This window comes from Variovorax sp. FW301-JW7 (genome assembly GCF_058788795.1).
In genome coordinates this window covers 25,008-48,788 of sequence record NZ_JBYTBC010000017.1, presented here as the reverse complement: position 1 = coordinate 48,788, position 23,781 = coordinate 25,008, and the positions used below count along the sequence as shown (strand labels likewise).

The window sequence follows — 23,781 nt, the reverse complement described above, 5'->3', positions numbered from 1 at the left end:
TCGATCAGCTCGCGGGAAGAAAGGTGAAACGGGACAGGCGTCGCTCGAGCAGATGCGCGAGGAAGCTGAGAAAAAGCAGCGATGCGAAGAAGATGCCCGCCACGAAGGTGTAAACCTCCAGCGGCCTGAAGGTGATCGAGTTGACCTGCATCGCCTGGTACATCAGGTCGGAGTACGCCAGCGTCGAGGCCAGCGCTGTGGTCTTGATCAGCTCGAAAGAGCGTTCCAGGAACGGGGGAAGCATCCGTTGTGCCGCCTGCGGGAGGATCACGCGACGCACCACTTGCGCAGGCTTCATGCCGATCGCGCGGGCACCCTCCCACTGGCCGCGCTCCACCGAGACCACGCCGCCCCGAATCACCTCGGCATAGAAGGCACCGGACTGCGTCGACAGCGCAATGATGGCCGCCACGTACGGGTCGAGGCTCACGCCGATCAGCACGGGCAATCCATAAAAGGCCCAGAAGAAGTGGATCAGTGGTGGCGTGTTGCGGTAGAACTCGGTGAACCAGATGGCGGGCAGCTCTAGCCAGCGGCGCTTGGACAGCCGCATGATCGCCAAAACTGCGCCGATCACCACACCCATCAGGATCGCCACCGCCGCGATCTTCAAGGTGCCGAAGGCGCCAGCCAGAAGCATGTCGCGGTGCGCCCAGACGGCGCTGAAGTCCCACTCGTAGTTCATCTCGAAGCTCCTGCGGGGAGGGGGTTACTTTTCCAGCGCCTCTTTGGTCACGCCAGGCAGGGTTGCCGCGTCCAGTCCTTTGGTCTTCAGATACTGGGCATACAGCGCCTGTGTCTGTCCCGAGGTGTAGAGCCTGGAGAACTCGTTGTCGAGGAAATCACGAAAGGCCGTATCCGATTCGCGGCGGATGCCGGCGCTGGTGGGCAGCGCGACAACGGGCAGGGGAATCTGCACTTTGCCCTTGCGGATCTTGGAGTACGCGATCACGAGCGCGGGGTGATAGAACGCGATGCCGTCGACCCGGCCGGCCATGAATGCGGCGATCGTCTCGTCGGTGTTCGTGAAGCGTTCCAGCTTGGCCTGCGGGATGCGCTTGGTCAGATCGCGGTCTGTGGCGGTCCCGAGCGCGACGCCGAGCTTGACCTCCGGCTTGTCCAGGTCGCTCCAGTTCTTGGCGACCAGGCTGTCCTTGGTCAGCACGCCTTGCGCATACCAGAGCAGGGGCTTGGTCGGAAAGTCGATGGCCTTCTTGCGCTCATCGGTGGCGTCGAGCACGAACATCACGTCGATCTGGCCAGCCTGCAGTGCAGCAACGCTGTTGCCGTAGGTTGTTTCGACTGGAACGAGCTTGACGCCAAGATCCTTGGCGATGGTCTGGCCGATCATGAAGCCGAGTCCGGTCCAGGTGCCGGTGGCGGGGTCACGGTAGTACCAGGGGTCGCCCTGCGCCACACCGATCTTGAGTTCGCCAGACTGCTTGATCTTCTGCAGCGTGTTGGTCTGTGCCCAGCTTGTCATGGCCGCGAGCGAAAGAAGAAATGCCGTCGCGATCGCGAAGAGTGTTCGCATGCCCGAGCGTTGAAGGGGGAGATTCATTTCTGGTCCTTGAAAGGTAGGTGCAAAACGGAAACTGAGGGGGAGCCAATCACTCGATCTGGCCGATGTATTGGCGATAGAGCGTGTCTAGGCGTGCGGTGACCACGCCGCCGCCGCCACCGCCGACCACCCGCCCATCGATCTGCGAGACCGGCGTGATGCCGCCGAGAGTCCCCGTGACAAAGGCTTCTTCGGCGTTGTACATATCGGCCAGCGTGAAATCGCCTTCGAAGACCGGTATGCCCGCCTCGCGTGCAAGACGCAGGACCGTGGCTCGGGTGATGCCGTTGAAGCAGTACTTGCCGGAAGAAGTCCATAGCGCGCCATTGCGCACGATGAAGAAGTTCGTCGAGTTGCAGCTCGAGACGAAGCCCATGGGATCGAGCATGATGGCTTCGTCCGCACCGGCGTTGATGGCCTGTATCAGTGCCTGAATGAAGTTGAGCCGGCTGTGCGAATTCAGCCTGAGATCGAACACGTCCGGCGTGCTGCAGCGCACGGTCGAGGTGAACAGATTGAGCCCGCGCTTCTTGGCTTCGGCCGCGATGACTTTGTGCTCGGCGACGCAGACGATGGTGGGGCCGCCGATGACAAAGCGCGGGTCCTGGTTCGGTGTTTTCTTGACGCCGCGCGTGACCATCAGTCTTGCGTGAGCACCGTCGGTCATGCCGTTCTTCTCGAAGGTCGAGGTGATGACCGCCTTGATCTGCTCGCTGGAAAGACCGATGTCCATCTGGATGGTGCGCGCACCTTCCTGCAGGCGCTCCACGTGCGCGTCGAACGAGACGACGTTGCCGCGGACCAGACGCACACCTTCCCACACGCCGTCGCCGCATACATAGCCGGCATCGAACACCGAGATACGCGCGTCGGAGCGGGGAACGAATTCGCCGTTGACATACACGAGCACACGCTCGTTGCGATCGTCGGGCAGATAGGACTGCGAACTGGTTTTCGAGGCTTGAGGAGATGTTTGCATGAGGAGGCTCGGGTGAGAGGAGGGTGGAAGCTCAGAAGTTGAAGGCGGTGAAACGCTCCAGGAAGCGTTGCGTGCGTTCCCGTTGGGGGTGTTTCAGCACCTCGTCGGGTGTGCCGGTTTCGTAGAACTGGCCGTCGGCCAGGAACAGGACCCGGTTGGCGTAGTGATAGGCAAAGCCAAGCTCGTGGGTGACGAGCAGCATGGTTCGTCCTTCCTGTGCGAGGTCGCGAATGACGTTGAGCACCTCGCCAACGAGTTCGGGGTCCAGCGAAGAGGTCGGTTCGTCGAAGAGTAGGACTTCGGGGTCCATGGCCAAGGCGCGGGCAATGGCCACGCGTTGCTGCTGGCCGCCAGAGAGCCGGCCCGGATAGGCGTCGGCCTTGTGCGCCATGCCGACCTTTTCGAGTTGTGCCATGGAGCGCGCCCTGGCTTCGTCTGCAGGAACCCGAAGGACCGTGATCAAGCCTTCCATGACGTTCGCCAGAACGCTCATGTGCGGAAACAGGTTGAACTGCTGGAACACCATGCCAACCCGCTTGCGGACTTCGGAGAGTTCGCCCGCCGCGTAGCTCATCTGCAGATCGGCCGGGGTCGATGCCCGGGCGGGCTTGCCGATCGTGCGGCCGTCCAGCTCGATGCGGCCGGTGCTGGGCATCTCCATGAAGTTCAGGCAGCGCAGCAGCGTGCTTTTTCCGGAGCCGCTGGAGCCGAGGATCGCGATCTTGTCGCCCTTCTGAACGTCAAGGTCGATGCCGCGCAGGACATGGTTGTCACCGAAGCGCTTGTTCAAGCCGGTGATGCGGATGATCGGATCGCTCATGCTGGGACCTCAATAGAAGGAAACTGGATTCTGAAACGATTGTCCAACAATCGACAGTCGGGTTTTCGATCATCAAGCAAACTTCAGGCCAGATGGAGGTCGGGGCCAGGGCGTCAGATCGCTGAAAAAAGCGGTGCAAAGGTGATTGCGATGCACCAGACCGGCACGCGGAACGTCTACGTTGGGGCGCGGGCGCTTGTGAAGCCTGCGGTGGCAGTTATCTCGGCATGTGCGGCATCTTTTGGTGATTAATTTCAATCAGTGCAGCCGAGGATCAAGAGATCAACATTTCAGGGCCTCGAATGCGCACACCTATCCTCTTTATCGGCGGCGGACACATGGCGACGGCGATGGTCCGGGGACTTCTGAGTGGCCAGTGGCCCGTGTCCGATATCTCGATCGTCGAACCGAACGAAGTGCAGGCCGCGCACCTGCGGCAGAGCCTCGGCGTACGCGTGTTGGGGGGCCTGCCGGATGAACCGGTGGGGGCGGACGCCGTGGTGCTGTGGGCCGTGAAGCCGCAAGTACTGCAAGGCGTGGTAGCTGGCGCCTCAGGTCGCTTGAAAGCCGCGCTTCATATCAGCATCGCGGCTGGCGTCAACACCGCGAGCCTGTGCGCCTGGCTGGAGTCGACGCGAGTGGTCCGCGCGATGCCCAACACCGCAGCCATCGTCAATTCGGGGGTCACGGGCTTGTTCGCCGCGGCGACGGAGATGACGGCCTCGGACAGGACGCTGGTCGAACGAATTGTTGGGGGAATCGGCGCGTGCTTCTGGGTGTCCAGCGACGAAGCTATGGACGCCGTCACCGCCGTGAGTGGGAGCGGCCCGGCCTACGTCTTTCACTTTCTGGAAGGACTGCAGGCTGCAGCGGAGCAACTGGGTTTCGAGCCTGCCCAGGCCAGACGCATGGCATTGCTTACCGCGGAGGGCGCAGTGCGTCAGGCGCTGCAGTCGGACGAGACCTTGAGCGTCTTGCGTGAGCGCGTGACCTCCAAGGGAGGCACCACGGCTGCGGCGTTGGCGGTCTTTGAGCAGCACGACATGCGAAACACCATCTCGGCAGGCGTTCATGCAGCCTTTCAAAGGGCTCAGGAACTGGGCGGCGAGCTGTCCGCTGAAGGCGGCCGTCAACCGAGATGACCGGGCCTACTGGGCGATGCCGGTGAATCTGGGCTGCCGTTTTTCAGCGAAGGCCGCGAGTCCTTCCGCGTAGTCGACCGATCCCAGGATTTCGGGCAACGCGGCCCGCTCGACCTGCAGCGCTGCCGCCAGCGGCAGCTCCATCCCCTGATAGACCAGCCGCTTGATGGCGGCCAATGCCGTGGCCGAGCGGCTGGCCAGAAGCCGGGCTAAGCGGTCGACATGCGCGTCGAGTGCATCGGCTGCCACCACATCGTCGACCAGCCCGATCGATTGCGCGTACTCGCTGGTCACGGGCTCTCCCGTCAGCATGAGCTTCAGTGCGCGGCTGACGCCAACCACACGCGGCAGGCGTTGTGTGCCACCGGCCCCGGGAAAGGCGCCGATGCGGCTTTCCGTCAAGCCCAGCGACACGCCCGCTGCGGCAACGCGCAAGTCGCAGGCCAGTGCCAGTTCGGTTCCACCGCCGAGGGCGAGGCCGTTGATCACGGCAACGGTCACGCAGCGCGCGGCGCCCAGCGAATCGATGGCCGCGCGGATGCCGGCGTTGTGTGCCAGCTTGCCTGCGAGGTCCATGGCCTTGCGCTCCTTGAGATCGGCTCCTGCACAGAACGCCCGGCCCGTCCCTTGCACGAGCAGCACGCGTGCATGGCGTGCGCCCGCATCGGCCACACAGGCGGTCAGCGCCTGGACGGTGTCCACGCCGAGCGCGTTCATCCGCTCGGGGCGGTTCAGGCGGATGCGATAGATGTCGTCGCCCAAAGACTCCAGCGCGACCTCCGCTGCTTCAATCGTCACGGCATGTTCCTTTCAAGATGAATGCAGGCTGCGCGCCAATGCCTCCCGGTGGTCCGGGTGGGCGATGCCGATGAGGCGGCGCGCGCGTTCGGGCAGCGAGCAGCCGCGCAGGTGGGCGGCGCCGTGTTCCGTCACGATCAGGTGCACGTCGCTGCGGGGGGCCGTGACAGGGCGATCGCCGAGGCTGGCCACGATGCGTGAATGCCGGCCGTCCGGTGTGGTCGACGGGAACGCGATGATCGAGCACCCGCCCGCAGACGCCACACCGCCGCGGATGAAATCGAGGTAGCCGCCCACGGCGCCGAGGTAGCGTCCGCCGGCCACCTCCGCGTTGACCTGGCCGCCCAGGTCGATCTCGATGCCGGCATTGATGGAGTGGAACTTCGACAGGCTGGCCATCACGGCCGGCTGGTGCGTGTAGTCGGCACTGCGCATGTCGAACGCACCAGATCGCTCGGCGAAGGTCCGCAGGCGTTGCGTGCCGAACAGCCCGCCGGTCACGACCTTGCCGACATCGACGCCCTTGTGCGCGTTCGTCACCACGCCGCGTTCCATGAGGTCGACGACGGCGTCCGAGACCACGCCGCTGTGCACACCCAGCCCTTGGTGTTCGCGCAGAGCCTCGGCGACCGCCACGGGCAAGGTGCCCACGCCCAGTTGCACAGTGGCCCGGTCGGGAATCAACTCGGCGACGCGGCGCGCGACCTCGCGCTCGACGCTCGTGGGCACCGGGTCGGGCAGGTCGATGATCCGGTCGTCGCCGTCGACCAGAACGTCGATGTCCTGTGCCTCGACACGGGCTTCTCCGCCCATGCTCGGCAGCGCCGGATTCAGGAGCGCGATGACCAGGCGCGCGCGCTGGATCATGGCGCGCGTGAAGTCGCAGATCACGCCCAGCGTGAAGCCCCCGTCGGGCAGGGGCTTGACTTGCACCAGGCACACGTCCACCTGCAGGCAACCCGTACGGAACAGGCCGGGCAGCGCGCTCAGGTGCGCAGGAAAGATCTCCGCCATCGCCGCGACGCGGCGGCTGTTGCCGGCGCCGTTGAGCGCGCGAAACTTGAAGTCGCGCCCGAGTTCGGGCTGCAGCGTATTCGACTGGGTCAGCCCGAACAGCAGGGTGGGGCGCTGCAGCGTCGGCCCTTGCGCGACGAGCAACTCCGTGAGCGCAAGGGGCTCGCCGGGGCCTTGCGGCCAGGCAATGACTTCATCGGCGTGGACCAGGTCTGCGAAGCGCAGTTGTTGCAGTGGGAGGGCGTGCATGGCGACCGTTCGCTCGGCGGTGAGGCGGATCAGGAGGGCTGGACGTTCGACTCACGGGCGAGGCGAATCCACTTGGCCACTTCGGTGTCGATGCGTGCTTTCAACTCGTCGGGTGTCGTTTCCCAGGGACTGACGCCACCCTCGGCGAGTTTCTTGATGGCGTCCGGTTGCCGCTGCGACTGGCGCAGCGCCGCGTTGATGCGTTCCACGGCCTCGCGTTGCATGCCAGGTGGTCCGACCAGCGCCGACCAGGTCGAGAAGTCATAGTCGGGCATGGTCTCCGCGATCGCGGGCCAGTCGGGTGCCAAGGGACTGCGGCGCGGTGTGGTGACGCCCAGAATCCGCAGCCGGCCACCCTTGCTTTGCGTCAGCGCGGTGGCCAGGTCCATGATGACCAGGTCCAGGATGTCGCCGAGGAAGTCGGTGTAGGTTGTGGACGTCGACTTGTACGGCACCAGCATCAACTCGCCGCCGGGCACCTTGCCGTTGAAGGTGGAGAACTGGATCTGCGTCAGCGATGAGTAGTGACCGGCGCGCACCTTGCCGGGGTTCTGCTTGGCGTAAGCGATGAGTTCGGCGAACGTGCGCGCGGGAAAGCTGTTCTTGACGACCCAAGCCTGGCTGCCCAGGTAGGTGCCACCGATGCAGGTCAGGTCGCGCCGCGGGTCGTAGGGCAGGTTCTTGATCAGCGCCATGTTGATGGCCAGCGGCGAGATCGAGCCCATCAGCAGTGTCGAGCCGTCGGGGTTGGCGCGGATGAGCTCCTGCATCGCGATGGTCCCGTTGGCACCGGGCTTGTTGTCCACGATGACGGTCTGCCCCAGGATGGCGCTCATGCCGGGTGCCAGGATGCGGGTCACCGAATCGCTGGGCGTTCCGGGCCCCAGCGACACAAGGATGCGGATGGGGCGTCCTCCCGTCGGCTGCGCGTGGGTTCCCGAAGACGCCAGCGTCAATCCGAGAAGTCTGAGGGCGTCACGTCGTTGCATTGCGATGTCTCCGGTCCTTGTTGTGCAAACAAGTTTAGGAATCGGCATCGCCGCATGTCCATGCTCATTTCCGGGACCCTCGCTGCGGATTTCGCGAAAGCGCAGCGCAGGTGCCGCGGCGTTTCGCGCCGCTACGCAAACGGCTTGACCGGCCGCAGTTCGGGCCAGATGTCCGATGCTGCGTCGAGGAAGGCGCGGATCAGCGGATCGTCGCGCCGGCTCGCCAGGTGGGCGATGTAGCTCGGGTAGTCGACCTTGACCAGCGGCGAAAGTGCAACGTCGCCGCGCTGTGCGGCTTCGATGGCGTAGTCCTCGCGAACGAGACCGAGGCCCACGCCGGCTTCGAGCATTGCGCGGGCCAGCGTGGCGTTGTCGAAGTTGGCCACCGAGTTGAGGGTGAGTCCCCGGTCCGTGAACAGCTCCTTCAGGATCACCGTGTAGGCCGTGCTGCTGCCGGTCGGCGTGACCCAGGGCAGGGCGGCCAGTTGGGCCCAGGTGGCGTTTTCGATTTCCTCTTTCCAGGCCGCCGGTCCGGCGACACGGAAGGTGATGGTCTTGAGCTCGTAGTAGGTGAAGCTGCCGTCGGCCGGGCGGCCCAGGAGCAACGCGAGGTCCAGCTCGCCCGTCTTGAGGCCTTCGTGCGCACCCGACGAGGGGCGCGCGCGCAGGTCGATGGTCACCAGCGGATGCCGCACGCGCAATGCGTGAATGATCTCACCGACGCGGCTGTACGACGGGTCGCTGCTCGACGCCACGATCAACCGTCCCTCGATTTTTCCGCCGAGCTCGCGTGCGAAGGACGAGAACAGTGTGGCCTCGTTCAGAACCGACTTCGCCCGTTCGAGCAGAAGCTGGCCGGCGCGGGTCAGTTCGAGCCGGCGGCTGGCGCGAACGAACAGCTGGGTGTTGAGTGTGGATTCCACTGCGCGCACATGGGCGCTGGCGGCAGAGAGGCTGATGTGCAGGCGTTCCGCAGCCCGCGTCAGGTGCTGCTCTTCGGCCACTGCAACGAAGGTGCGAAGTTGAACAAGGTCGATCATCACGGTATGTCTCCAACGGTGGTGGGGCGCAGGCCGTCCGGATGCGGCGATGCGCGTGTGACGCGGCCGATTGTGGGGCACGCACGATGGTTCGGAAATCGAGCACACATGGTTCAAAGAATCGCCATGGACGCCGCACGGCATCGATTTTTAAACTGCATCGCACTCGAACCTGCCGCCCGAAGACACGGTGCCGGCAAGCGTTCAGGCCGCTTCGACACACCGCGTTCACCACCTGAGGAAACACCCCATGAACAACCAGAGACTGCTTCTCACAGAAGACCAGCGCGCCCTCATCGGTGCTGTGCGAAGCCTGTGCAAGGACAAGAACTTCAAAGGCAATTCGATCAAGTACCTGGACGGGACGTATCCCGAAGAGAACCTGAAGGCGCTGGCCGCCATCGGTGTGCTGGGCATGTCGATTCCCGAAGAGTACGGCGGCTCCAACCTGCCCGTGTTCGACACGGCGCTGGTGCTCGAGGAGATCGCCAAGAATTGCTACCCCACCGCCATGGGCGTGATGAGCAGCCTGGGCGTGCAGACGCGCGTGATCTCGATGTACGCGCCCGAGGCGATGAAGCGCGACATCCTGCCGAAGGTGGCGTCGGGCGAGATCGCGCTGGCCGTGTGCATGACCGAGCCGCATGCCGGAACGGACGTGCCGAACTACAAGACCAACACCGTGATCAAGGGCGACCGTGCGATCGTCAACGGCGTCAAGACGCTGATCAGCAAGGCCAACGAGGCACAGTGGTTCGTGGTGTTCACACGCATCAACGGGACGCCCGGCCGCGAGGGCATCGGCTGTGTGCTGGTCAATCGTGACTCCCCGGGCTTCGAGGTGACGGCGCGTTATCACACGATGGGCGGGGAGTACCTGGCGGAGATCCAGTTCAATAACGTGGAGGTTCCGCTGGAGAACGTGCTGTTGCGCGAAGGCGGCTTCAAGAAGCTCCTGACCGCGTTCAACACGCAGCGCTGCCTGAATCCCAGCATCTCGCTGGGCATGGCCGAAGCGGCCTTCGAGGAGGCGATCAGCTACGTGCGCGAGCGCACAATCCGCGGCCAGCACGTGTCCGAATTCCAGGGCATCCAGTGGAAGCTGGCCGACATGTACCGCGACATCGAGGCGGGGCGCAGCCTGCTGTATCGCGCGGCACTGACGGCCGATCCGTTCCCGAACCCGCACGAGGCCGCGATCGCCAAGATGTTCGTCAACGAAATGGCGATCCGCGTGGCCAGCGAAGCGTTGCAGGTGCACGGCGGGTACGGCTTCACGAACGACTACCCGATCTCGCGTATCTACCGCGGGGTGCGCTACGGCACGCTGGGCGGTGGCGCCACCGAGGCGTTGAAAGACCTGGTCGGCAAGAAACTGGTCGAGGACTTCGATCCGGTGGACGGGTTCCTCTCCCAAGGAACCTTCTGATGCGACGCGGCCAGCACCTCGTTCCTGCGCTGCGGTTGTTCGACGGCGCGGACAGTCTGGCCGCGCTGCATGGCGAACTCACCCGCGTGGGAAGCCGCCGTGCCGTGGTCTTCTGCGGCGCTTCTCTGGTGCGTGAGGGCGCGGCGCTGGACAGCGTTCGAGACGCCATGGGCGATCGTTGCGCCGGCGTGTTCGCGGGCGTGAAGGCGCACAGCCCGCTCGATGCGGTGGAGGTCGCGGCGCAAGAACTGAAACGTCTGGAAGCCGACGCCGTGGTGGCTGTGGGTGGTGGCTCTGCCGTGGTCACGGCACGCGCCGCGAGCATCCTGCTGGCCGAGTCGGGCGACGCGAGAACGCTGTGCACGGTGCGCGCGCCCGATGGTTCGCTGGTCAGCCCCCGGTTGCTGGCCTCCAAGCTGCCGCAGTTGGTGGTGCCGACGACGCCGACGACCGCGACGCTGAAAGCGGGCAGTGCGGTCCTTGACCCGGTGGACGGAAAGCGTCTGGCGTTGTTCGATCCGAAGACGCGGGCGCAGGCGGTGTTCGTCCATCCCGATCTGCTCGAGACACCACCGGGCACGCTGGTTGTCAGCGCTGCGCTCAATACGCTGGCCATGGCACTCGAAGGGCTCATGTCCCTGGCGGGCGATCCGTTCTCCGACGGTCTGCTGATGCATGCCATCCGGCTCATCGCGCAAGGGCTCCCGGGCATGGGGACGGGCGGCGAGGCGGCCGCGCGTTCCGATCTCATGTTCGCTTCGCTGATGTGCGGCCACGCCACGGACTACACCGGCGCGGGCATTGCGATCCCGCTCGGCCACGCGGTCAGCGCGCGTTTCCATGTCGACAACGGCTATGCCAATGCCGTGCTGCTGCCCCACGTTGTTCGCTTCAATGCAGAAGCCGCTGTTACCGGCCTGGAAAAACTGGCCACCGCGTTCGGCCGGCCCGCGCGTGGCGCGGATGCCGTAGAGGCGGTGGTCCAGGCCATCGACCAGCTCTGCGAGCAGCTGCGTGCACCACGGCGCTTGCGCGAGCTTGGCGTCACGCGCACTTCGCTGCCCGAACTGGCCGCGATCTCGATGGACGACTGGTTCGTCCAGGGCAACCCGCGCCGCGTGCGCGATGCCAGCGAGTTGCTTCGCGTGCTCGCCAGCGCCTGGTAACCCGGACCCACAAGAAAGCTCTCGTATGCGCTCCCTTCTTTTTGTTCCTGCCCACGAGGCGCGCAAGTGCGACAAGGGGCTTGTCAGTGGCGCGGATGCGCTGATCCTTGATCTGGAGGATGCCGTGCCGGCCCCGGAGAAGGCGCACGCGCGCGTGTCGTGCGGTGACTTCGTGGCGCAGCACCACGCCCGCATGCGGCTGTTCGTGCGCATCAACGCGCTGTCGACGGGGCTGGCCGAAGCGGACCTCGATGTCGTGGTCCCCGCGCGGCCCTACGGCGTGATGCTCCCGAAGTGCGAAAGCGCGCAAGACCTGGCGCGGCTGAGCACGCTTCTGGCCGAGCGCGAGGCGCGCGCGGGCCTGGACGTCGGGACGATCCGGATCCTGCCGATCGTGACTGAGACGGCCGCCAGCCTGTTCCACCTCGGAAGCTACGCGCAGCGCCCGGAGCCCCGTTTGTGCGGGCTGTTCTGGGGCGGCGAAGACCTGGCGGCCGATGTCGGCGCCAAGGCCAATCGCGACGCTGCGGGTCGCTACACCGCACCGTACCAGATGGCGCGCGCGCTCACGCTGCTTGGCGCTGCGGCGGCGCAGGTGCCTGCCTTCGATGCGGTCTACACGGACTTTCGCGACCCCACGGGCTTACGCAGCGAAGCGGACGACGCAGAGCGCGACGGGTTCTCGGGCAAGGTCGCGATTCACCCGGACCAACTCGCGCCCATTCACGCCGCCTTCATGCCCTCGGACGCCGAGATCGTGCAGGCCCGCCGCGTCGTCGAAGCATTCGAAGCGCAGCCCACCGTCGGGGCGCTGGTGCTCGACGGTCGGATGCTCGATCGGCCTCATTTCCGTTCCGCACAGCGACTGCTCGCGCGTGTGAATGCCCCACAACCCACCCCTTGATCTTTCCGGAGCCTTCCATGTCTGACCTCACGACGCGCTACCCCTTGTCGGGCATCACTGTCATCGACCTCTCGCACATCTACAACGGGCCGTATGCCACCTTCCTGATGGCCATGGCCGGCGCCGAGGTCATCAAGGTCGAGCCCTTGACCGGCGAGAACCTGCGCAGCCGGGGCGACCTGGGCGGTGTGGCCTTGCCGTTCGCGATGCTCAACTCGAACAAGCAACCCGTGACGCTGAACCTGAAGTCCGAGAAGGGCAAGCAGCTGCTGCGGGAGATGGTGGCCCGCGCCGACATCCTGGTGGAGAACTTCGCGCCGGGCGTGATGGATCGCCTGGGCCTGGGCGCGAGCGAACTGCACAAGATCAACCCCCGGCTCATCTACGGTTCCAGCTCGGGCTATGGCAAGGATGGGCCGTACCGCGACTACCCGGCCATGGACCTCGTGATGCAGGCCATGTGCGGGGTGATCGACTCTACCGGTTACCCGGACCAGCCGGGTGTGAAGTCCGGCGCTGCGCTGTGCGACTTCATGGCGGGCATCCACCTCTATGCGGCCATCATGACGGCGCTGTACGAGCGCGAGCGCACCGGCGAAGGTCGCGTGGTCGAGGTGTCGATGCAGGAGGCAACGTACGCGTCGCTCGCGTCCAATCTGGGCATGCTGCATGCGCGCGGCGCAGAAGCGCCGGCACGTACGGGCAACCGGCACGGCGGGCTCGGGGTGTCGCCCTACAACGTCTACGGAACGCGCGACGGTCACGTGGTGCTGAACGCGCCGGCCGACCACCATTTCAGGGCCATCCTCGAGGTGATGGGGCGCGACGATCTCCAGGATGACCCGCGCTTCTCGACCCGCACGGCACGGGTGCAGAACGCCGAAGCCGTGGACGCGCTGATCGAGCACTGGACACGGCATCAATCGCGCGACGACGTGGCGCGCCGCATGCTGGCCGCCAAGGTGCCTTGCGCGCCCGTTCGCAGTCTGCCGGAGGTGATGACCGACGAGAACATGCATGCGCGCGGCAACCTGCAATGGATCGAGCATCCCGAACTCGGCCGCGTCGTGCTGATGCACTCCCCGTTGGTGTTCGAGGGCACGCTGCGTCGCCCGATCGAGCCGAGCTTGCCGATGGGCGCGCGCAACGAGGCGGTGTACGGCACGTGGCTTGGCCGGTCGACGCAAGAGCTGGCCGCGCTGCGAAGCGAGGGCGTGATTTCCTGACCTGCAACAACGGTCACCCTTGACATCTTCTTGAGTCCCTCGATAAAGTTGTTCGTATAAAAGAAACATAGTTCGTATATATGAACTTCGGAGACAACGACATGCAAGCACTCCTGCGCTCGTTCCTTGCCGGCGCGGCACTCGCCGCCGCGGCCTTGCCGTGTGTCGCGGCCCCGGCCTGGCCGGAGCGGCCCATCAAGTTGATCCTGCCATTCCCCGCGGGCAGCGCGACGGACGGAACCGCGCGCGTCATCGCGGAGGACCTGCGCAAGGGCCTGGGGCAGCCGGTCATCATCGAGAACCAGGCCGGTGCCGACGGCAACATCGCCGCGATGAACGTGAAGCGTGCGGCCCCCGACGGCTACACACTGCTCATGAGCACCAACTCCGCGCACGCGGTCAACAAGACGCTCTATTCCCACCTGGCCTTCGATCCCGAGAAAGACTTCGAACCGGTGGCCGGCCTGATCAGCATCCCGCTGACCCTGCTGGTGCGCAACGACTTTCCCGCCGACGACATGGCGGCCTTCGTGCGTGTGGCCAAGCAGCGCTCGGGCAGCAATCCGCTCAGTTTCGGCAGCGGAAACACATCCGGCCAGGTGGCCGCTTCGTTGATGCGCTCGGCCGCAGGGGTGGAGATCACGCAGGTGCCGTATCGCGGAACGCCGCAAGCGCTGACGGACCTCGTCGGCGGCCAGATCGACGCGCTGATGGCCGATCCCTATTCATCGATGGGCTTTGTCACCAGCGGGCAGCTCAAGGTGCTGGCCGTGACGGGCAGCGAGCGCCATCCCCTGTTGCCCAAGGCACCGACGATGGCCGAGGCCGGCTACAAGGACGTGCAGGTGGTGACCTGGGCCGCACTGTTTGCGCCGGCCAAGACCGACCCGGTCATCGTCGAACGGCTGAGCAAGGAAGTAGAGAAGAGCCTCTCGCGCCAGGAGACAAAGGCGGCCGTGCAGAAGATGGCCATGACGCCGATGGTGATGAGCCCCGGTGAGCTGCGCAACTTCGTGCGCTCCGAGACCGAACGCTGGGGCCGGCTGGTGAAGCAGGCCGGAATCCCGAAGAAATGAGCGAGCCCACCACCATGCAAGAAACGAACAAGCGCCTGCACAACCGACACATCGTGATCACGGGCGCCGCCTCCGGCATCGGCCAAGCCACCGCCCGGATGTTCGCCGCCGAAGGTGCAGCGCTCACTTTGCTCGACCGGAACGCACAAGGCCTGCAAGGCATCGCGCAGGAGACGCGTGCGCACGTGTTCGAAGCTGATGTGACCGACGAAGACGCCGTGGCCCGTGCGGTGGAGAAGGGCGCGGCTGCCATGGGTGGCATCGACGGCGTGGTCAATGCCGCCGGCGTGATGCTGCGCGGCTCCGTGCTCGAGGTCGGTGTCGCGCAGTGGCGGCGCGTGCTGGAGATCAATCTCACGGGCAGCTACATCGTCGTGCGCTGTTGCCTGCCGTGGCTGAAGCAGGCCGAGGCTGCGACCATCGTGAACCTGGGGTCCGGCCAGTCGCTGTTGCCGAATTCTCCTGACCGCACGGCTTACTCGGCCTCGAAAGGCGGTGTGCTGAATCTCACGCGTGCACTGGCTGCCGAGCTCGCTCCTTCCATCCGCGCCAACACCGTGTGCCCCGGGCTTGTGAACACGCCGATGGCCGAGGGCGTTCAAGGCAACGTAGGCAACTACGCGCTCGGACGGCTTGCCGAGCCCGAGGAAGTTGCGCGGGCCATCCTGTTCCTGACCAGCGTCGAATCGTCCTACATCACCGGCGCTGCGCTGGCCGTGGACGGTGGGCGCTCGTTCCACTGAAGGCGCGAGCGACCCCATGTCCCTGTCCGCTGAAACCTTTGTCCTGCGCTCTTCGCTGACCTCGCCCTTCGTGCGCAAGGTGCGCATGGTGGCCGACGTGCTGGGGCTCGTCGATCGCATCACGTTGCGCCCGATCGATGCGGCCGACCCGAACGATCCTTTGGCTGCGCAGAATCCGTTGGGCAAGTACCCTTGCTTGCTGCGCGAGGACGGCACGGCCGTCTACGACAGCAGCGTGATCCTGGAGTTCCTGCAGCAGGTGGCTGGAACGGACCGGCTGCTGCCGGTCGACGGGCCGCAGCGCATCGCGATGCTCACGCGCACGCGCCTGGCTGACGGCATCGTCGACGCCGGTGCCCTGGTCATCTACGAGGAGCGCTACCACGACGCGAGCATGCGATCGGCGCCGTGGCTGGCGCATCAGCGCGGCAAGATCAAGCGCGCATTGGCGGTGTTCGAGGCGGCGCCTCCAGATCCTCGTTGCACCGATGCAGTGTCGATCGGGCTGGCCTGTGCACTGGGGTTCCTCGACCGGCGCCAACCCGTCGCGTGGCGCGCGGACTGCTCGCTGCTTGCGCGCTGGCTGACGTCGTTTGCCGAAAGCGAACCCGCCTTCGATCGCACCCGTCCGCCAGACGCGTGAGCGGCGAGGCGGTCACTCCACCTGGATGCCGCGTTCCTTGATGAGCTGGGTCCAGCGCGCGAGGTCCGTTCGAATCAGCGCGCCCAGTTCGTCGGGCGTGCTGGGGCGTGGCGTCGAGCTCTCGCGTGCCAGCACCTCCTTGACCTCGGCCGTCGCGAGCACGGCATGCAACTCCTCGTTCAGGCGCTTGACGACACTGGCCGGCATGCCTGCAGGGCCGAGGAGGCCGAACCAGACCTCGAGGCGAAAGCCCGGAAGTCCGGCTTCCGACGCCGTGGGAATGTCAGGTGCCAGCGGCGAGCGCTGCGGTCCGGTGACGGCGAGCGCGCGCAGCTTTCCACCCTGGATCTGCGCAATGGACGAAGGCAGGCTGGGGACCAGCATCTGCAGACTGCCTCCCATCAGGTCGTTGAAGGCGAGCGAAATACCCTTGTAGGGCACGTGCATGAACTGAACCTTGGCGGCCGAGGCGAACATCTCGGTGCCCAGGTGGTTGGTGCCGCCGGTGCCGGCCGATCCATAACTGATGCTGCCGGGCTTGGCGCGTGCCAGCGCAATGAGCTCGCGCAGCGAGTTCACCTTGAGGCTGTTGGCCACGACGATCACCAGCGGACTCTCTGCGATCAAGCCGATCGGCTGCAGGTCTTTCAGCGGGTCGTAGGGCAGCTTCTTGCCGGCGGCCGCGTTGGTCGTGATCGAAGTGGACCCCAGCAACAGCGTGTAGCCGTCAGGCGCGGCCTTGGCGACGAATTCGGTCCCGATCGTGCCGCCGGCGCCGCCCTTGTTCTCGACGACGACGGGCTGGCCCAGTCGCTCGCCCATCTTCACGGCCAGCAGCCGGGCCAGGTTGTCGTTGCTGCCTCCGGCGGCGAACGGCACGATCAGCTTGATCGGCCGTTGAGGCCAGGGGGCTTGCGCGTGGCTCCACAGCGGTAAGAGCGCGGCAGCTCCGAGCGCAAGGGCACGGCGCCGCGTAGGGCCGCAGGCGGCGAGGGGATTGAGCATAGTGATGTCTCCGAGGGCCGGTCTGCGCCGGCATTTTTTGGACAGATGAATGAGCGGGGCGGAGCCCCGTGCGTCAGGACATCACGGCGACAAGGTCGGCGATGTCGGGGATGGATTCGAGTCGGCCGACCACAGCCGCCAGGCGGGCAGCGGTGTCGTCGGGCAGGGCGCGAGCTGCAAAGGTTGCGCAGTCCGCGGACTTGGCGGCGAACTCCGCAGGAGTCATCGCGTTGTTCGGATGTCCCTTGGGATAGTCGACGCGTGTTTCGACTGTCTGGCCGTCGCGGAACTTCACGATCACGCGGGCCGGCGTGACGAAGCGACTCCAGTCGCGTTCGATGTCCTCGTCCACGTAGGGCTGCACGCGCGCGGTCAGCGCGAGGATGTCACTGCGCTTCAGGCCTTCGTCCGAGAAGTGGCGAATGCCGATCTGGCCGTCGATCCATGCGGCGGCCACGGCATACGGAATGCTGAATTGTGCTTCGACGATGGTACGGGGCGCGAGCCGCACGTGCTCCGGCACGCAGACCATCTGGTAGCCGGGCGCGGTCACGCCCACGCGGATGTTCTCGATCTCGTCGGCCGGGCGACCGGTCTCCCGGGCCAGTTGCAGCGCCGCGTCGATGGCGGCGTGCGTGTCGCGGCAGCAGGGGTAGGGCTTGTAGCTCAGGTTCAGCAGCTCGAAGCGGCGACCCAGGTCCTTGCGCACGACCTCGCGGTCGACCCGGCCCTGCAGGTAGACGCGGGTGAAGCCATCGGCGCCGTCGAACACGCCCTGCGCGCCGCGGATGCCGCGCTGCGCCAGCTGCACGGCCACCACCGCGGCCTGCGCCGCCAGGCCGGGCTGCAGCCGTTTCATCAGCGATGCGTCGCGCGTGACCTGGTGGTTGCCGGCCACGGAGCTGTACACGATGCCGAAGGCGTTGAGCATCTGCTCCTCGTTCAGGCCCAGTGCCCGTCCCGCCGCTGCCGTGGCCCCGAAGTAGCCCAGCAGCGAGGTATAGATGAAGCCGCTTTCGACGATGTCGACGGTCACGCCCACCCCGAGGCGGCAGGTGACTTCCAGGCCAGCCGCCACGGCCGCGATCAGGTCCGCACCGGAAATGCCTCCGCGCAACTGGCCGGCCGCGATGGCCGCAGGGACGGTGCTGACGCCCGCATGCAGGATCGCGCCATCGTGCGTGTCGTCGTAGTCGCGTGCATGTGACATGCCGCCGTTGACCCATGCCGCATGGTGCGCCGGAAACTTGCCGCCGAAGACGAACATGTCTGCTTGCGGCGTGCCCGCCCATTCCTGGACCAGGCCGGAGACCTCGCCGATGGCCTTGGCCGAAGACCCGGCCAGTGCGCAGGACAAGGTGTCGAGGATGTTGGTCTTGACCGCCTCGATCACTGCATCGTCGAGCGACGTCGCATCCACGCCCGAGGCGAAGCGCGCCAGGTCGATGGCCAGATCGGGAGTAGCGAGACTTGCGTCCGCCGTGGAGTGAGAGGTTGCCGTCATGGTGAATGAAGTTCTGGTGCCGGTTTCGGAAAGTGAGGTCAGTCTAGGAAACGAGGTGGCCTGGGTGCCATGCTTTTTTTCAGCACGCTCTGTGCTTGTTTCTGGAAGATCCCGAACGGGCGAGGCGCGCGCGTTGGCAGATGGCCCGTGAGTGGCGCGATGTCCCGCAAACCGCAGGGCACCTCCCTTAAACTGGCGTGAGTCCAACAGCTGGCGCAACGATGAAGCCAACGGAAATGAATCACCAGATCGAGCCGCCTTCGCAAGAGAAGGCATCGGATCCGCAGAACCACCGCACCGTCGACCGCGTGACGCAGATCCTTGAGGAGGTGGTCTATCACCCCGGCCTGACGTTCGCCGAACTGGTGCGTGCGTTGGGGGCCGCCAAGAGCTCTGTCCATGGATTCATTCGCGGCCTGGTGGCCAAGGGCTGGCTCTACGAGGACCAACATCGCTTCTACCTGGGGCCCGCTGTCTACGGCCTCACGCTCGCGAGCGGCCACATTCGCGCCGGGTCCGTGACGCACGAAGACCTGCTGGCGTTGCACGAAGACACCAAGCTGGCGGTGTTCCTGGGCGTGCAGGCCGGCGACCATCTGATCTACATCGCCGAGGCTGGCAACGACCCCGCGGCAGGGTTCGAGGCACGTTCGAACATCCGGCGAACCCTGCTTTCCACTGCGGGCGGAAAGGCGCTGCTGGCGGCCCGATCGCCTGTCGAGCGCGATGCGTACCTGCGCAGGCGTTCGCGCGAAGAAGCCAACCTGGTCGACGCCTTTCTCGGCGAAATGAGCGAGATCGCCAAGACCCGCATCGCCATGAATTCCAATGCGAACAGCATGCGCATGGGCCTTGCCACTGCGGTTCGCGGGCGAGCAGGCGATGTGGTCGCATCCGTCACGCTGGTCGGCCCGGCGACCGAAGTCCGCCCGCGTCTGGCCAAACTGTCGAAGCTGCTCATCAAGCATGTCGATGGGTGGAAAAGCGCCTCGACATCGCCCCGCGAGGCCATCTGATCCCGCGCGGGTCGACGCAGCGCACCACGTTCGGAAAACGGGGACGCGGGTTCTCGAAAAAGGCGATGGACGCCTGCGGCCACTGCTTCCTACACTGACCTGCGTTCCCCTGTGAGGCGAACGCAGTCTTCTACAGGAACTGGCATATGACGATTGGGACGGTTGGCATCATCGGTGCCGGAACGATGGGCAACGGCATCGCCCAGGCCTGCGCGGTGTCGGGTGTCAACGTGGTGATGATCGACGTGGCCCAGGCCGCCGTCGACAAGGGCATCGCCACCATCTCGGGCAGCCTCGACCGCCTGATCAAGAAGGAAAAGCTCACGGCCGAGCAGAAGGCCGCGGCGCTGGCGCTGGTCAAGGGCTCGACCGACTACAACGACCTGAAGGGCGCACAACTCGTCATCGAGGCCGCCACCGAGAACCACGCGCTCAAGCTCAAGATCCTCAAGCAGGTGGACGATCTGGTCAGCCCCGAGGTGATCATCGCGTCGAACACCTCGTCGATCTCGATCACGCAGCTGGCCGCCGCCACCTCGCACGCCGACCGCTTCATCGGCATGCACTTCTTCAACCCGGTGCCGATGATGGCGCTGGTGGAGCTGATCCGCGGCTACCTCACGAGCGACGCCACGCACGACGCGGTGAAGGCGCTGGCCGAGAAGCTGGGCAAGTCGCCCATCACGGTGAAGAACGCGCCGGGCTTCGTGGTCAACCGCATCCTGGTGCCGATGATCAACGAGGCCTTCTTCGTGCTGTCAGAAGGCATTGCCACGGCCGAGGACATCGACGCCGGCATGAAGCTGGGCTGCAACCAGCCCATCGGCCCGCTGGCGCTGGCCGACATGATCGGCCTCGATGTGTGCCTGGCCGTGATGGAGGTCTACCTGGAGCAGTTCGGCGACTCCAAGTACCGCCCCTGCCCGCTGCTGAAGGAAATGGTCGCCGCCGGCCAGCTCGGCCGTAAGACCGGCCGCGGCGTGTACGCCTACTGAGGCGTCACCGCAGGCCCTCTGCCTTGCGGAAATAGCCGGCGAGAGCGTGTGGAAGTCGCCCTTGCCGAAACCGATTCAAGGACTCTTGCGGATGTGTGGCGCGAGCCGGGCAAGGGTTCGCTCAATTCATCATCACCTGGAGTTCTCATGACCCAACGCGACATCTTCGTGGTCGGCACCGCCCGCACCGCCATCGGCACCTTCGGCGGTGCGCTCAAGGACGTGCCCAACACGCAACTGGCCACCACCGCCGTCAAGGCCGCCATCGAGCGCAGCGGCGTGGCGGCCGATGCCATCGGCCATGTGGTGATGGGCAACGTGATTCCCACCGACGTGAAGGACGCGTACCTCAGCCGCGTGGCCGCCATCGACGCGGGCTGCCCGATCGAGACGCCGGCCTTCAACGTCAACCGCCTGTGCGGCTCGGGCCTGCAGGCCATCGTGTCGGCGGCGCAGGCCATTGCGCTGGGCGACTGCGACATCGCCATTGGCGGCGGTTCGGAATCGATGAGCCGCGGCCCGTACTTCGACACCTCGGCCCGCTACGGCGCGCGCATGGGCGACGCGGTGCTGGTCGACTACATGCTGGGCATCCTGCACGACCCGTGGGAGAAGATCCACATGGGCATCACGGCCGAGAACGTGGCCGCGCGCTACGGCATCTCGCGCGAGCAGATGGACGAACTGGCCGTGACCAGCCAGCAGCGCGCCGCCGCCGCCATCGCCGCCGGCCGTTTCAAGGAGCAGATCGTTCCGGTCGAGGTGAAGACGCGCAAGGGCGTCGTGCTGTTCGATACCGACGAGCATGTGCGCGCCGATACCACCGTGGACACGCTCGCGAAGATGAAGCCCGCCTTCAAGAAGGACGGCCTCGTGACCGCCGGCAACGCCTCGGGCATCAACGACGGCGCCGCCGCCGTGGTGCTGGCCGAGGGCGGCCGCGTGAAGGCGCTGGGCCTGAAGCCGCTGGCACGCCTGGTCGGCTATGCACACGCCGGTGTCGAACCCGCGTACATGGGCATCGGCCCGGTGCCCGCCACGCGCAAGGTGCTGGAACGCACGGGCCTGAAGGTGAGCGACTTCGACGTGATCGAATCGAACGAAGCCTTCGCCGCGCAGGCCTGCGCCGTCATTAAGGAGCTGGGTTTCGACCCCGCCAAGGTGAACCCCAACGGCTCGGGCATTTCGCTGGGCCACCCGGTGGGTGCGACCGGCGCGATCATCACGACGAAGGCGATTGCGGAGCTGCACCGCACGGGCGGCCGCTACGCGCTGGTCACGATGTGCATCGGCGGCGGGCAAGGCATTGCCGCCGTGTTCGAACGCGTTTGAGAAATGCGGGCGGACATGCACCGCTCGCCACGCGTGGGTCCTTCACAAAACGCGCACGTCGTCTCCCGAAAGTAGCGATGGACGCTGCGCAGGCAGGCCGTGAAACTGGGATGCACAGGCTCGATTCAACGAGCCGCGACAGGCACCGAAAGGAGACAAGCCTTGCTAGACATCCAGCCTTCCGAGCGCAGCACGCTCTCTTACCTCGACAGCACCCGCTGCCTGGCCCCCATTCCCTTTGGAGAGCGGGATCTTCCGACCGCGATTGCCGAGCCGTACTTCAAGGTCGGCGACAGTTCTGTGGCGCTTGAAGGCCCCGCGTTCGATCGCCACGGCAATCTGCTGTTCGTCGACGTCTACGGTGGTCGGGTGCTGCGCTTGTCGCCGCAGCGCGAGCTCACGACGCTGTACGTCGAGCCGGACCTGCATCCTGCCGGCATCGCGATCCACAAGGATGGCCGCATCTTCGTGGCGTGCGTGGGCCCCATCAACGCCAGCGGCCAATTCGACGCGGGCAGCGTGATCGCTCTCGATCCGGATGGCGGCAACCGGCAGGTCATCGTGCCGCCGACGGCGGGCCACGTCGTTGACGACATGGTATTCGACCGCGAAGGCGGCTTTTACTTCACCGACTTTCGTGGCACGTCCACGGAGGCCACGGGGGGACTCTTCTACGTCACGCCGGACCATCGCAAGATCGTGCCCGTGCTGCCTGGCATGTGCGCCGCCAACGGTGTGGCGCTCAGCCCCGACGACAAGGTGGTGTGGGCAACGGAATACTGCGCCAACCGGCTGCATCGCGTGGAGCTGGCGTCGCCGGGCGTGCGCGCACGCGGCGGCGTGTCGGTGCCGTATACCTTCGCGGGCCGTGCGCCCGACTCGATGCGCACCGACGCCAATGGCAACGCCTACGTGGCGCTCAACTGGCAGGCGCGCGTGATGGTGCTCAGCCCTTTCGGCGTGCCGATCGGCCAGATCCTGCTGCCCGGGCGCGAGGACGACAAGTACCTGAAGTCGACCAGCCTGGCGCTGGTGCCGGGCTCGCACGATCTGGTGATCGTGGCGCGCGACGTCGTGCGCGGCGAGGGCGCCGTGATCTTCACGGCGCGCGGCCTGGCCCCGGGCTTCGCCATGTTCTCCCACCACTGACCGGCGGTTTCGCGATGAACAAACTGAAGACCCGCAGAGAAATTCTGGCGGTGGGGGCAAGCCTCGCCGTGTCGGGGTGGTTGCCCCTTGCTGCCCGGGCCCAGGGCGCATGGCCGCAGAAGCCGATCCGGCTGATCGTTCCGTTCGGGCCTGGTGCGAGCACCGACACGGTGGCGCGCTTCGTTGCAGCGAAGTTGTCCGATCGGCTCGGCCAGCAGGTCATCGTGGAAAACAAGGTCGGCGCCGGCGGCATCATCGGCACCACCTATGTCGCCGCGCAGCCTGCGGACGGCTACACGCTGCTGTTCCAGTCCAGCCCCTACATGACGGCGCCGCTGCTGAAGGCCGTGCCGCCCTACGACCCCACGCACGATCTGCAGCCCGTGGGCATGGTCGGGTCGGGTCCCTTCATGATCGTCATCGGGAACGACGTGGCGGCAAAGAACCTGCGCGAGTTCATCGAGCTGGCGCGCACCAAGCCCATGAGCTATGGCTCGGCCGGCGTCGGCACCATCAATCACCTCGGTGGCGAGCTGTTCAACGACCTAGCCAAGGTCAAGTTGTTGCACGTGCCATACACCGGGTTGGGCGCCGCCATCACCGACTTCCTGGGTGGGCGCACGCAGATGCTGGTAGCGAGCTTTCCGGCCGCATTGCCGCATGTGCGGGGCGGTCGCATGCGCGCGCTGGCCGTCACGGGTGGCCAGCGCTCGCCGCTGGTGCCGGAACTGCCGACGATGGAAGAGGCAGGGCTGCCCGGCTACCACGTGGATTCGTGGTGGGGAATGCTCGCGCCGCGGGGCCTGCCGGCGCTCGTCCTGAAACGGATCAATGACGAGCTGAACGTCATCCTGGCCACGCCCGATGCGCGCGAGCTGCTCGCGCGCGATGGTGCCAAGCCCACGCCGGGATCGCCATCGGATTTCGCGCAGGCCATCGGCACGGAAGTTCCGCGCTGGCGCAAGTTGATCCAGGACGCCCACATCACATCCGACTGATCA

General features: G+C 65.8%; 23 protein-coding genes. 13 read left to right on the top strand and 10 right to left on the bottom strand.

Going from position 1 to position 23,781, the window contains the following annotated elements; genetic code table 11:
- Positions 1 to 4 precede the first annotated feature (4 nt).
- Genes AC3WQM_RS29600 through AC3WQM_RS29585 form a run of 4 tightly spaced genes read right to left on the bottom strand, consistent with a single transcriptional unit; the run spans position 5 to position 3,360 of the window.
- Positions 5 to 685, bottom strand: coding sequence for an amino acid ABC transporter permease (locus tag AC3WQM_RS29600; RefSeq protein WP_492683528.1), 681 nt, complete (start codon positions 683 to 685; stop codon positions 5 to 7).
- A gap of 24 nt (positions 686 to 709) precedes the next feature.
- Positions 710 to 1,561 carry a transporter substrate-binding domain-containing protein gene (locus tag AC3WQM_RS29595; RefSeq protein WP_492683527.1) on the bottom strand — a complete coding sequence of 284 codons (852 nt, stop codon included), beginning with the start codon at positions 1,559 to 1,561 and terminating at the stop codon, positions 710 to 712.
- Between the two features lie 49 nt (positions 1,562 to 1,610).
- A complete protein-coding gene (locus AC3WQM_RS29590; protein WP_492683526.1) occupies positions 1,611 to 2,540 on the bottom strand; it encodes an aminotransferase class IV in 930 nt (309 codons plus the stop codon).
- A 31-nt stretch (positions 2,541 to 2,571) separates the two neighbouring features.
- The gene (locus tag AC3WQM_RS29585; protein WP_492683525.1) at positions 2,572 to 3,360 is read right to left on the bottom strand and encodes an amino acid ABC transporter ATP-binding protein; all 789 of its coding nucleotides are present in this window, start codon (positions 3,358 to 3,360) and stop codon (positions 2,572 to 2,574) included.
- Between the two features lie 302 nt (positions 3,361 to 3,662).
- Between AC3WQM_RS29585 and proC the strand changes: the two genes are divergently transcribed.
- On the top strand, positions 3,663 to 4,502 hold the full coding sequence (gene proC, locus AC3WQM_RS29580; protein WP_492683524.1) for a pyrroline-5-carboxylate reductase: 840 nt from the start codon (positions 3,663 to 3,665) through the stop codon (positions 4,500 to 4,502).
- Between the two features lie 6 nt (positions 4,503 to 4,508).
- On the opposite strand, the gene AC3WQM_RS29575 is transcribed toward proC, so the two are convergent.
- The 4 genes from AC3WQM_RS29575 to AC3WQM_RS29560 form a co-directional block, all read right to left on the bottom strand.
- Positions 4,509 to 5,300 carry an enoyl-CoA hydratase/isomerase family protein gene (locus tag AC3WQM_RS29575; protein WP_492683523.1) on the bottom strand — a complete coding sequence of 264 codons (792 nt, stop codon included), beginning with the start codon at positions 5,298 to 5,300 and terminating at the stop codon, positions 4,509 to 4,511.
- 12 nt (positions 5,301 to 5,312) lie between these two features.
- Positions 5,313 to 6,563: an acetyl-CoA hydrolase/transferase family protein gene (locus tag AC3WQM_RS29570; protein ID WP_492683522.1), complete on the bottom strand. Its 1,251-nt coding sequence runs from the start codon at positions 6,561 to 6,563 to the stop codon at positions 5,313 to 5,315.
- A gap of 29 nt (positions 6,564 to 6,592) precedes the next feature.
- Positions 6,593 to 7,552 (bottom strand): Bug family tripartite tricarboxylate transporter substrate binding protein, encoded by a 960-nt coding sequence (locus tag AC3WQM_RS29565; RefSeq protein WP_492683521.1) that lies wholly within the window; start codon positions 7,550 to 7,552, stop codon positions 6,593 to 6,595.
- Between the two features lie 131 nt (positions 7,553 to 7,683).
- Entirely contained in the window at positions 7,684 to 8,592 is a 909-nt protein-coding gene (locus tag AC3WQM_RS29560; RefSeq protein ID WP_492683520.1) for a LysR family transcriptional regulator, read from the bottom strand.
- A gap of 250 nt (positions 8,593 to 8,842) precedes the next feature.
- Between AC3WQM_RS29560 and AC3WQM_RS29555 the strand changes: the two genes are divergently transcribed.
- The 7 genes from AC3WQM_RS29555 (at position 8,843) to AC3WQM_RS29525 (ending at position 15,779) form a co-directional block, all read left to right on the top strand.
- Positions 8,843 to 10,021: an acyl-CoA dehydrogenase family protein gene (locus AC3WQM_RS29555; RefSeq protein WP_492683519.1), complete on the top strand. Its 1,179-nt coding sequence runs from the start codon at positions 8,843 to 8,845 to the stop codon at positions 10,019 to 10,021.
- Positions 10,021 to 11,187 (top strand): iron-containing alcohol dehydrogenase family protein, encoded by a 1,167-nt coding sequence (locus tag AC3WQM_RS29550; RefSeq protein ID WP_492683518.1) that lies wholly within the window; start codon positions 10,021 to 10,023, stop codon positions 11,185 to 11,187. The genes AC3WQM_RS29555 and AC3WQM_RS29550 overlap by 1 nt, the downstream gene beginning before the upstream one ends.
- Positions 11,188 to 11,212: 25 nt before the next feature.
- Positions 11,213 to 12,091 carry an HpcH/HpaI aldolase/citrate lyase family protein gene (locus tag AC3WQM_RS29545; protein WP_492683517.1) on the top strand — a complete coding sequence of 293 codons (879 nt, stop codon included), beginning with the start codon at positions 11,213 to 11,215 and terminating at the stop codon, positions 12,089 to 12,091.
- 17 nt (positions 12,092 to 12,108) lie between these two features.
- Entirely contained in the window at positions 12,109 to 13,317 is a 1,209-nt protein-coding gene (locus tag AC3WQM_RS29540) for a CaiB/BaiF CoA transferase family protein (RefSeq protein ID WP_492683516.1), read from the top strand.
- 101 nt (positions 13,318 to 13,418) lie between these two features.
- On the top strand, positions 13,419 to 14,393 hold the full coding sequence (locus AC3WQM_RS29535; protein ID WP_492683515.1) for a Bug family tripartite tricarboxylate transporter substrate binding protein: 975 nt from the start codon (positions 13,419 to 13,421) through the stop codon (positions 14,391 to 14,393).
- Positions 14,390 to 15,136 carry an SDR family NAD(P)-dependent oxidoreductase gene (locus tag AC3WQM_RS29530; RefSeq protein WP_492683514.1) on the top strand — a complete coding sequence of 249 codons (747 nt, stop codon included), beginning with the start codon at positions 14,390 to 14,392 and terminating at the stop codon, positions 15,134 to 15,136. Before AC3WQM_RS29535 ends, AC3WQM_RS29530 begins: the two co-directional genes overlap by 4 nt.
- Before the next feature lie 16 nt (positions 15,137 to 15,152).
- On the top strand, positions 15,153 to 15,779 hold the full coding sequence (locus tag AC3WQM_RS29525) for a glutathione S-transferase N-terminal domain-containing protein (RefSeq protein WP_492683513.1): 627 nt from the start codon (positions 15,153 to 15,155) through the stop codon (positions 15,777 to 15,779).
- Positions 15,780 to 15,791: 12 nt separating this feature from the next.
- On the opposite strand, the gene AC3WQM_RS29520 is transcribed toward AC3WQM_RS29525, so the two are convergent.
- Complete coding sequence (locus AC3WQM_RS29520) at positions 15,792 to 16,784, bottom strand: Bug family tripartite tricarboxylate transporter substrate binding protein (protein WP_492683512.1); 993 nt, start codon at positions 16,782 to 16,784, stop codon at positions 15,792 to 15,794.
- 73 nt (positions 16,785 to 16,857) lie between these two features.
- On the bottom strand, positions 16,858 to 18,288 hold the full coding sequence (locus AC3WQM_RS29515) for an MmgE/PrpD family protein (protein WP_492683511.1): 1,431 nt from the start codon (positions 18,286 to 18,288) through the stop codon (positions 16,858 to 16,860).
- 236 nt (positions 18,289 to 18,524) lie between these two features.
- On the opposite strand from AC3WQM_RS29515, the gene AC3WQM_RS29510 reads away from it, so the two are divergent.
- The 5 genes from AC3WQM_RS29510 (at position 18,525) to AC3WQM_RS29490 (ending at position 23,778) form a co-directional block, all read left to right on the top strand.
- Positions 18,525 to 19,304 (top strand): IclR family transcriptional regulator, encoded by a 780-nt coding sequence (locus AC3WQM_RS29510; RefSeq protein WP_492683510.1) that lies wholly within the window; start codon positions 18,525 to 18,527, stop codon positions 19,302 to 19,304.
- Between the two features lie 146 nt (positions 19,305 to 19,450).
- On the top strand, positions 19,451 to 20,299 hold the full coding sequence (locus tag AC3WQM_RS29505) for a 3-hydroxybutyryl-CoA dehydrogenase (RefSeq protein WP_492683509.1): 849 nt from the start codon (positions 19,451 to 19,453) through the stop codon (positions 20,297 to 20,299).
- 147 nt (positions 20,300 to 20,446) lie between these two features.
- Positions 20,447 to 21,631 carry an acetyl-CoA C-acyltransferase family protein gene (locus tag AC3WQM_RS29500; RefSeq protein WP_119553295.1) on the top strand — a complete coding sequence of 395 codons (1,185 nt, stop codon included), beginning with the start codon at positions 20,447 to 20,449 and terminating at the stop codon, positions 21,629 to 21,631.
- Between the two features lie 162 nt (positions 21,632 to 21,793).
- Positions 21,794 to 22,780: an SMP-30/gluconolactonase/LRE family protein gene (locus AC3WQM_RS29495; RefSeq protein ID WP_492683508.1), complete on the top strand. Its 987-nt coding sequence runs from the start codon at positions 21,794 to 21,796 to the stop codon at positions 22,778 to 22,780.
- Positions 22,781 to 22,794: 14 nt separating this feature from the next.
- Positions 22,795 to 23,778 carry a tripartite tricarboxylate transporter substrate binding protein gene (locus AC3WQM_RS29490; RefSeq protein ID WP_492683507.1) on the top strand — a complete coding sequence of 328 codons (984 nt, stop codon included), beginning with the start codon at positions 22,795 to 22,797 and terminating at the stop codon, positions 23,776 to 23,778.
- Positions 23,779 to 23,781: the final 3 nt, after the last annotated feature.

Coding starts and splice junctions, on each gene's coding strand:
- AC3WQM_RS29545 (WP_492683517.1), top strand. CDS start 11,213: ATGCGCTCCCTTCTTTTTGTTCCTGCCCACGAGGCGCGCAAGTGCGAC.
- AC3WQM_RS29600 (WP_492683528.1), bottom strand. CDS start 685: ATGAACTACGAGTGGGACTTCAGCGCCGTCTGGGCGCACCGCGACATG.
- AC3WQM_RS29570 (WP_492683522.1), bottom strand. CDS start 6,563: ATGCACGCCCTCCCACTGCAACAACTGCGCTTCGCAGACCTGGTCCAC.
- AC3WQM_RS29530 (WP_492683514.1), top strand. CDS start 14,390: ATGAGCGAGCCCACCACCATGCAAGAAACGAACAAGCGCCTGCACAAC.
- AC3WQM_RS29510 (WP_492683510.1), top strand. CDS start 18,525: ATGAATCACCAGATCGAGCCGCCTTCGCAAGAGAAGGCATCGGATCCG.
- AC3WQM_RS29535 (WP_492683515.1), top strand. CDS start 13,419: ATGCAAGCACTCCTGCGCTCGTTCCTTGCCGGCGCGGCACTCGCCGCC.
- AC3WQM_RS29565 (WP_492683521.1), bottom strand. CDS start 7,552: ATGCAACGACGTGACGCCCTCAGACTTCTCGGATTGACGCTGGCGTCT.
- AC3WQM_RS29500 (WP_119553295.1), top strand. CDS start 20,447: ATGACCCAACGCGACATCTTCGTGGTCGGCACCGCCCGCACCGCCATC.
- AC3WQM_RS29490 (WP_492683507.1), top strand. CDS start 22,795: ATGAACAAACTGAAGACCCGCAGAGAAATTCTGGCGGTGGGGGCAAGC.
- AC3WQM_RS29590 (WP_492683526.1), bottom strand. CDS start 2,540: ATGCAAACATCTCCTCAAGCCTCGAAAACCAGTTCGCAGTCCTATCTG.
- AC3WQM_RS29550 (WP_492683518.1), top strand. CDS start 10,021: ATGCGACGCGGCCAGCACCTCGTTCCTGCGCTGCGGTTGTTCGACGGC.
- AC3WQM_RS29525 (WP_492683513.1), top strand. CDS start 15,153: ATGTCCCTGTCCGCTGAAACCTTTGTCCTGCGCTCTTCGCTGACCTCG.
- AC3WQM_RS29595 (WP_492683527.1), bottom strand. CDS start 1,561: ATGAATCTCCCCCTTCAACGCTCGGGCATGCGAACACTCTTCGCGATC.
- AC3WQM_RS29515 (WP_492683511.1), bottom strand. CDS start 18,288: ATGACGGCAACCTCTCACTCCACGGCGGACGCAAGTCTCGCTACTCCC.
- AC3WQM_RS29585 (WP_492683525.1), bottom strand. CDS start 3,360: ATGAGCGATCCGATCATCCGCATCACCGGCTTGAACAAGCGCTTCGGT.
- AC3WQM_RS29560 (WP_492683520.1), bottom strand. CDS start 8,592: ATGATCGACCTTGTTCAACTTCGCACCTTCGTTGCAGTGGCCGAAGAG.
- AC3WQM_RS29520 (WP_492683512.1), bottom strand. CDS start 16,784: ATGCTCAATCCCCTCGCCGCCTGCGGCCCTACGCGGCGCCGTGCCCTT.
- AC3WQM_RS29555 (WP_492683519.1), top strand. CDS start 8,843: ATGAACAACCAGAGACTGCTTCTCACAGAAGACCAGCGCGCCCTCATC.
- AC3WQM_RS29505 (WP_492683509.1), top strand. CDS start 19,451: ATGACGATTGGGACGGTTGGCATCATCGGTGCCGGAACGATGGGCAAC.
- proC (WP_492683524.1), top strand. CDS start 3,663: ATGCGCACACCTATCCTCTTTATCGGCGGCGGACACATGGCGACGGCG.
- AC3WQM_RS29540 (WP_492683516.1), top strand. CDS start 12,109: ATGTCTGACCTCACGACGCGCTACCCCTTGTCGGGCATCACTGTCATC.